Here is a 6,970-nt window from a genome sequence, read left to right as displayed (position 1 = left end):
TTAATTTTACTATCTTCTGTTCCAGAAGAATACGAATCTTTAAGTTCTTGAGCAATTTCAGACAATACAACTGTCTTTGAAATTATAATACCAACAATTATTGCGACTAGATTATTCAATCTTTTTAAAGATAAAGGTATCATTTTTTCTAGAGTTTTTTTCAATTCTGTAGTAATATATTCTTGATCGTTGATCATAAATAAACCACATTTCCTATGTAAATTGGGTTCGCAAATCAATTTTACACTAGAAAAGGGTGGTTTTTTATTATTTTCAAATTAAATTTTTTCTTAAAATCAATCTTGGTAATTATTTGGTTATTAACTGTCCGTAGGCCAGGGTCCGGAGGTTTGTGTCACTGGAAAATCAGAAGTGGCTAATCAATATGCAGCTAAAATATGTAGTTCATTAGCAAGTGCTTTGAATTTACCAAATAGAGGTGTAAAAACAAGAAATCTTATTGTTCTTAACAGAACTGTTATGCCTGCAATTTTGGTTGAGTGTTTATTTGCTGATAGTGATGATGCAGACAAATATAATACTGAAGTAATTGCAAGAGCTATTGTTAATGGGTTAGTTGGAGCGGATGGTTCTAGTGACGGTGAATGGAAGTTTGGGTGGAACAGTAATGAAGTTGGCTGGTGGTGGTGTACAGATACCATAAATAAATATTATTATACAGCAGATAATGGTTGGAAGGAGATAGATGGTGAATGGTATATATTTGATAGCAGGGGATATGCTTTGCAAGAAGCATGGTATTATAATGAAGCCAATAATGTTTGGTATTACTTAGATGATAATTGCAAGATGGTTAGAGGAAGTAAGGATAAACCTTTGTGGAAGTGGATTGACAGTGGGTGTTATGCTTTTGATGAGCATGGATAGATGTATTGTGATTGTGTAACTGTTGATGGGTGGAAAGTTGACAGGAATGGGGCTTGGGTAAGATATTAATATTTAAAGTATAAGCACAAACTTATCTTTAAAATATGTTTAATTATATTCTAAAGTAAGATAAAAGCATTCAATCTAAAGCAGATAGAATGCTTTTTTAGTAGAAAGATTTTTCATTAATATTGTTGGAATTCAAAAGAGTAGAAAATTAATTGAGAATAAGCATTTTTAGGGTTTAAATATTTTGCCCAAACGTGTAAAATAATGTTATGGTAATATAGGAAAAAGTAACCAATTAAATTAAGAGAGGGATTATAATGCGACAGCCCAAAATATTAGATAATAAGCAATTTGGTAAAGTTGGAGAAGAATTAAGAGATAACATTAAAAGTAGTTCAAAACTATCTATAATATCATCATATTTTACTATTTTTGCATACAAGGAATTAAGTAAAGAATTAAAAAAGATTGATAAGTTGAGATTTTTATTCACCGAGCCAACGTTTGTTAAGGCAAATAAGGAACTTGTAAGGGAATACTTTATAGACAAAGCATCAGAGAAAAGAATTTCGGGAAATGAATTCGAGATAAAGTTAAGAAATGAAATGAATCAATCTAGTATTGCAAAGGAATGTGCTGATTGGATAAAAGATAAGGTAGAAATTAAATCTCTAAGGAAACCAAATCCAGCACAACAAAGACTTATATACATAGAAAACAAAGATGAAGATATTTCAATAAACGGAACAGTAGATTTTACAAGCGATGGGTTAGGCTTTTCACTATCAACAAGAATGGATATGAATACATGTATGTATGGAAGAGAATGCACTAATCAGTTTTTAACAATGTTCAATAATATATGGGAAGATGAAACATTAGTTGAAGATGTTAAGTCTGCGGTTTTAGATCATATGAAAGCTATATATAAAGAAAACACTCCAGAGTTTATATACTTTGTTACTTTATATAATATATTTAGAGAATATTTAGGTGAGATAACTGAAGAAAATATAGTTAATACTAAAATAGGTTTCAAAGATACTGAAATATGGACTAAGTTATACAAGTTCCAAAAGGATGGAGTCATTGGAGCTATTGATAAATTAGAAAAACATAGAGGGTGTATTTTAGCAGATTCAGTTGGTTTAGGTAAGACATTTTCAGCTTTAGCAGTCATAAAGTATTATGAACTTAGAAATTATAGGGTATTGGTTTTAGCACCAAAAAAGCTTAGGGAAAACTGGTCAATATATACATTAAATGATAAGAGAAATATTTTACTTAAAGATAGATTTAATTATGATGTACTAAATCATACAGATTTAAGCAGGGATGAAGGGTATTCGGGTGAGATAAATCTAAAAACTATAAATTGGAGCAATTATGATTTAGTAGTTATTGATGAATCCCATAACTTTAGAAATAACAATGCTAGAAATGATAAAGTTACAAGATATTCAAAACTATTAAATGATGTTATAAAAAGTGGAGCAGAAACAAAAATATTAATGTTATCAGCTACTCCAGTTAATAATAAAATGAATGATTTAAAGAATCAAATTAATTTTATAACAGAAGGAATAGACAATGCATTTGATGATGAAGGAATAGTAAGTGTTGAACAAACTTTAAGGAAAGCACAATTAATATTTAACAAATGGACAAACCTTGAAGAGGAAGAAAGAACATTAGATAGTTTTATGGAAATGATTAATATGGATTATTTCAAATTACTTGATACAGTAACCATAGCCAGATCAAGAAAACATATAGAAAAGTATTACAATGTAGCTGAAATTGGTAAATTCCCTCAGAGATTAAAGCCTATAAATGAGAAATCAAAAATTGATGAATCAGATGAATTTCCAAGTTTGAATTATGTAAATAAAGCAATTAGAAATTTGAATTTGAGTACATATTCACCACTTAAATATGTCCTTTCAGAAAAGAGAAGTGAGTATGATAAAAAATATGATACTTCTGTAAGAGGTGGACAATCTGTATTTAGACAAGTAGATAGAGAAGAAAGTTTAGTTAGTTTAATGAGGGTAAATATATTAAAAAGAATGGAAAGTTCAATTAATTCCTTTGGAATAACAATAGCAAAACTTTTAAAACAAATAGATTATACGTTAGAGAAAATTGAGAAAAAACAATTTGATTATGATACCTCATTAAATATAGAAGATATTGAAATTGATGATCCGTTACTAGAGGATTCTTTAATAGGAAATAAAGTAAAGATATTAATTCAAGATATGGATTTAATCAAATGGAAACAAGATTTAGAAGACGATAAAAGGAAACTAGAAGAACTTTTGATTGAAGCTCATAAAGTCGTAATTCATAGAGATGCTAAATTAAATACACTAAAAAATTTAATTGAAAATAAAATAAACAATCCTATAAATCAAAATAATAAAAAGATAATAATATTTTCAGCTTTTGCAGATACAGCTAATTATCTATATGAGAATATAGCAGCTTGGGGTAGTAAAAAATTTAAAGTTCATACTGCTCTAGTTACAGGGGCAGGGGATAATAAATGTACATTAAAAGGGGTTAATAAAAAGGATTTAAATGATGTTTTGACTAATTTTTCTCCAATATCAAAAGAAAGAGAAAAAGTAAATTCAGATATGAAAGATGAAATTGATATATTGATAGCAACTGATTGTATTTCAGAAGGTCAAAATCTACAAGATTGTGATTATTTAATTAATTATGATATTCACTGGAATCCAGTCAGAATAATTCAAAGATTTGGTAGAATAGATAGATTAGGTTCAAAAAATGATGTTATTCAATTAGTTAATTTTTGGCCCAATATGGAACTTGATGAATACATAAATCTTGAAGCTAGAGTAACTGGAAGAATGATGTTATTAGATGTTTCTGCAACTGGAGAAGAAAACATAATAGATTCAAATGGAAAGTCTAAAATGAATGATCTTGAATATAGAAAGAATCAATTAAAACAATTACAAGATGAAGTCGTAGACTTAGAAGACATTTCAGGTGGAATTTCTATAACTGACTTAACCATGAATGATTTTAAGATGGATTTAATGGAGTATATGAAAATTCATAAAGAAAAATTAGAAAAAGCACCATTAGGCATGTATGCAGTTACAAGAACTGAAGATGAAGAATTAAAAAATCAGATAAAGCCTGGTGTTATATTTACATTAAAGCAAATTAATGATAATGCAAAACCTGAGGAGAGCAATTCATTTTATCCATATTATATGGTTTATATTTATGATGATGGAACTGTTAAATATAACTATATTCATACAAAGAAAATCTTAGATTTTTATAGAAAATTATGCTCGGGCAAAGGTGAAGTTTTAAGTGATATAGTAGAAGAATTTAATTTAGAAACAAATAATGGCAAGGAAATGAAGAAATACTCAAAGCTTTTAGAAGATGCCATTGATAATATTATAGGTAAAAAAGAAGAAAAAGGAGTAGCGTCTTTATTTAGTAAAGGTGGGACAACCCTTCAAAAAAGCTTATTTAAAGGTATAGAGGACTTTGAATTAATATCATTTATTGCAATAAAGTAGGTGGATATATGGTTGATAAATTGTATGAAGAAATGAATATACCAGCAGAATGTAATGTTGGAAACACAATATTTAAAAAACTTTTTTATGAAAATGGAACTATGTCAACTACTGATAAGGAAATGTTTACAGATGATATTGAGAAAATTATTTGGAAATATTCTTTTAAGGAAGAAAACTTGAATATTAAGTCATTTAAAAATGAAGAGTTAGAGTATGAAGAAATAGCGTTAATAGAAGTCTCACTATCCAAAGAATCAAAATACAAGAAAATATGCGAAATTATCCAAAAGACAATACCATATCCTTTGATAATTGTGTTAACACATGATGAGAAGGTATTAATAAACACAGCATATAAGAGAATAAATAAGGTTGATGAAAGTAAAAGCACAATAGATGATTTTATTTATATTAATTGGATATGCATGAATAATTTAAAAGATAATGAAGTTTCATTTTTAAATTCCATAGATATAAAGAAATTTTCTTTTGTAAATATGTACAAGTTCTATTGCAGCTTTGTAGAAAAGTTAAATCTTCTTAATGCTTCAAGCATTACAGGTAATTTTGAAGTTTTAATAAATAAAGATATACAAGAAGTTAATGAATTAAATAGTCAAATAGAAAAGATTAATAGTGAAATAGAAAAATTAAAAATTGATATAAATAAGGAACAACATTTTAACAAGAAAATTGATATTAATATAAAAATAAAGAAGCTGGAATTGAAGAAAAATCGTGTGATTGAAAAATTAAATTCTTAAGTATATTATATCTAATAAAAAAGTTTAATAATTAATATATGTGGTATATAATAAAAATATAAAAAAACTCGATTAAACTTGATAAGGAGTTAAAGTAATGGACAAGAGAATAAAAACATTACAAGAATTAAATTTAGAAGATGATTTTCTATTTGCAAAGGTAATGAGTGATAAAGAAATTTGTAAAGAATTTTTAGAAAAGCTCCTAGAAATCAGAATTGAAAAAATTGAAATGCCTGTTAATCAAAAGGTGATAGATTTACTATTAGATTGTAAAGGGATACGACTTGATATATATGTTAAAGATAAAAATAATACAGTTTATAATATTGAAATGCAAAGAGGAGATAATAAAAATCTCGGAAAAAGAATGAGATATTATCAAGGAAATATTGATATAGATTTTATTGAAAAAGGACAGGATTATAAGGAATTACCTAAATCATATGTTATATTTATTTGTACATTCGATTATTTTAAATGCGGGAGGCATAAATATACTTTTGAAAATGTATGTTTAGAAGAGAATAATATACGGCTAAAAGATGATACTCAAAAAATAATATTAAATACAAAAGGTTATATTGATGATTTAGAGGAAGAACTTTTAGAATTTTTAAGATATGTAGAAGATTCAAGTGAAAAAACAGTGAAAAGTACAAAAGGTAAGCTTGTAAAACATATACATGAAAAAGTTATTAATGTAAAAAAAGATAAGAATGTGGAGGTGGAGTTTATGACTTTATTAGAAAGAGATAGAGAAAAGATAGAAGAAGGAAAAGTGGAATTACTTATTAAGCTGTTGTATAAAAAGTTTGGAAAAGTACCTAAGGAATATGAAGATAAATTAGAGAAATTATCTTCACAAGTAATTGAAACAATAGCTACAGATATATTTGATTTAGAAAAGATTGAAGATTTAGAAAAGTATTTTGAATAATTAAGCATATGAAAATGGATAACAAAATATAACTTAACCAGGAAAGTTCGCGATATAAAAATATTATCGTGAACTTTTTTTATGAGTAATTTTTACTTTTTAACTAAGAAATTGGATGATAGATATGGTTTTACGATTTGATTATTTTGACAAAAAGTGTAAAATAATCTTATGGAATAATATTCATAAAAAACTAAAATCTATTTAAAAGTTTAATATTAAAAAGATAGGGGATAAAATGGTGAATAATGTTAAAAGTGAAGTGAATAGTATAAGCAATATTGAAGTTAAGAATATAGATGAAATAGAGAAAATTAATGGGGAAAGTTTAGATATAGTTAAAGAGAATGTTTTAAAATTAAAAGAAATTTTTCCTGAAGCATTTTGTGAAGATAAAGTTGATTTTGATAGATTACAAGAAGTTTTAGGAAATTATATAGAGGATAAAGAAGAAAGATATAGATTTGAATGGCATGGTAAATCACAAGCTATAAGAATAGCTCAAACACCTTCAAGAGGAACTCTTAGACCATGTAAAAAAGAAAGTAAAAATTGGGATACTACAGAAAATATTTATATAGAGGGAGATAACCTAGAGGTTTTAAAATTACTTCAAAAGAGTTATCAGAATAAGATTAAGATGATATATATCGTTATATTTAGTTTATTGGAATACTGTATTCATAGTATTAGATATAGAAGCCTAGTGGCTAATCAATGTATGCTAAAGTAATAGTCAAGATCTTAGTGTAAACCTCTTGATTATTACTTTAGCATACATTACTCTAACTATA

The 6,970-nt window shown here is 26.6% G+C and carries 5 protein-coding genes and 1 pseudogene; 5 read left to right on the top strand and 1 reads right to left on the bottom strand.

What is annotated here, in order from left to right; translation table 11 throughout:
* Positions 1-197, bottom strand: a pseudogene (locus LLF98_RS00995) (hypothetical protein); the annotation flags it as partial.
* Between the two features lie 175 nt (positions 198-372).
* On the opposite strand from LLF98_RS00995, the gene LLF98_RS00990 reads away from it, so the two are divergent.
* The 5 genes from LLF98_RS00990 to LLF98_RS00970 all read left to right on the top strand — a co-directional run bounded on the left by LLF98_RS00990 (position 373) and on the right by LLF98_RS00970 (position 6,909).
* Positions 373-888, top strand: a complete 516-nt coding sequence (locus LLF98_RS00990; RefSeq protein ID WP_366512058.1) for an N-acetylmuramoyl-L-alanine amidase — start codon at positions 373-375, stop codon at positions 886-888.
* 326 nt (positions 889-1,214) lie between these two features.
* The gene (locus LLF98_RS00985) at positions 1,215-4,469 is read left to right on the top strand and encodes a helicase-related protein (protein ID WP_291699946.1); all 3,255 of its coding nucleotides are present in this window, start codon (positions 1,215-1,217) and stop codon (positions 4,467-4,469) included.
* Positions 4,470-4,477: 8 nt separating this feature from the next.
* Positions 4,478-5,236, top strand: a complete 759-nt coding sequence (locus tag LLF98_RS00980; protein WP_291699944.1) for a DUF4391 domain-containing protein — start codon at positions 4,478-4,480, stop codon at positions 5,234-5,236.
* A gap of 97 nt (positions 5,237-5,333) precedes the next feature.
* Positions 5,334-6,176, top strand: coding sequence for an Rpn family recombination-promoting nuclease/putative transposase (locus LLF98_RS00975; RefSeq protein WP_291699942.1), 843 nt, complete (start codon positions 5,334-5,336; stop codon positions 6,174-6,176).
* Positions 6,177-6,417: 241 nt separating this feature from the next.
* Positions 6,418-6,909 carry a hypothetical protein gene (locus LLF98_RS00970; RefSeq protein ID WP_291699940.1) on the top strand — a complete coding sequence of 164 codons (492 nt, stop codon included), beginning with the start codon at positions 6,418-6,420 and terminating at the stop codon, positions 6,907-6,909.
* The last annotated feature ends 61 nt before the right edge of the window (positions 6,910-6,970 follow it).

Origin of the sequence: Clostridium sp., from assembly GCF_021372645.1 — a bacterium.
Classification (GTDB): Bacteria; Bacillota; Clostridia; order Clostridiales; family Clostridiaceae; genus Clostridium.
The sequence above is the reverse complement of the archived record's forward strand: the minus strand, read 5'-3'. Positions and strand labels throughout refer to the sequence as shown.

What these genes read in the sequence shown, in the direction of transcription:
- LLF98_RS00985 (WP_291699946.1), top strand. Translation starts at nt 1,215, where the DNA reads ATGCGACAGCCCAAAATATTAGATAATAAGCAATTTGGTAAAGTTGGA.
- LLF98_RS00980 (WP_291699944.1), top strand. Translation starts at nt 4,478, where the DNA reads ATGGTTGATAAATTGTATGAAGAAATGAATATACCAGCAGAATGTAAT.
- LLF98_RS00975 (WP_291699942.1), top strand. Translation starts at nt 5,334, where the DNA reads ATGGACAAGAGAATAAAAACATTACAAGAATTAAATTTAGAAGATGAT.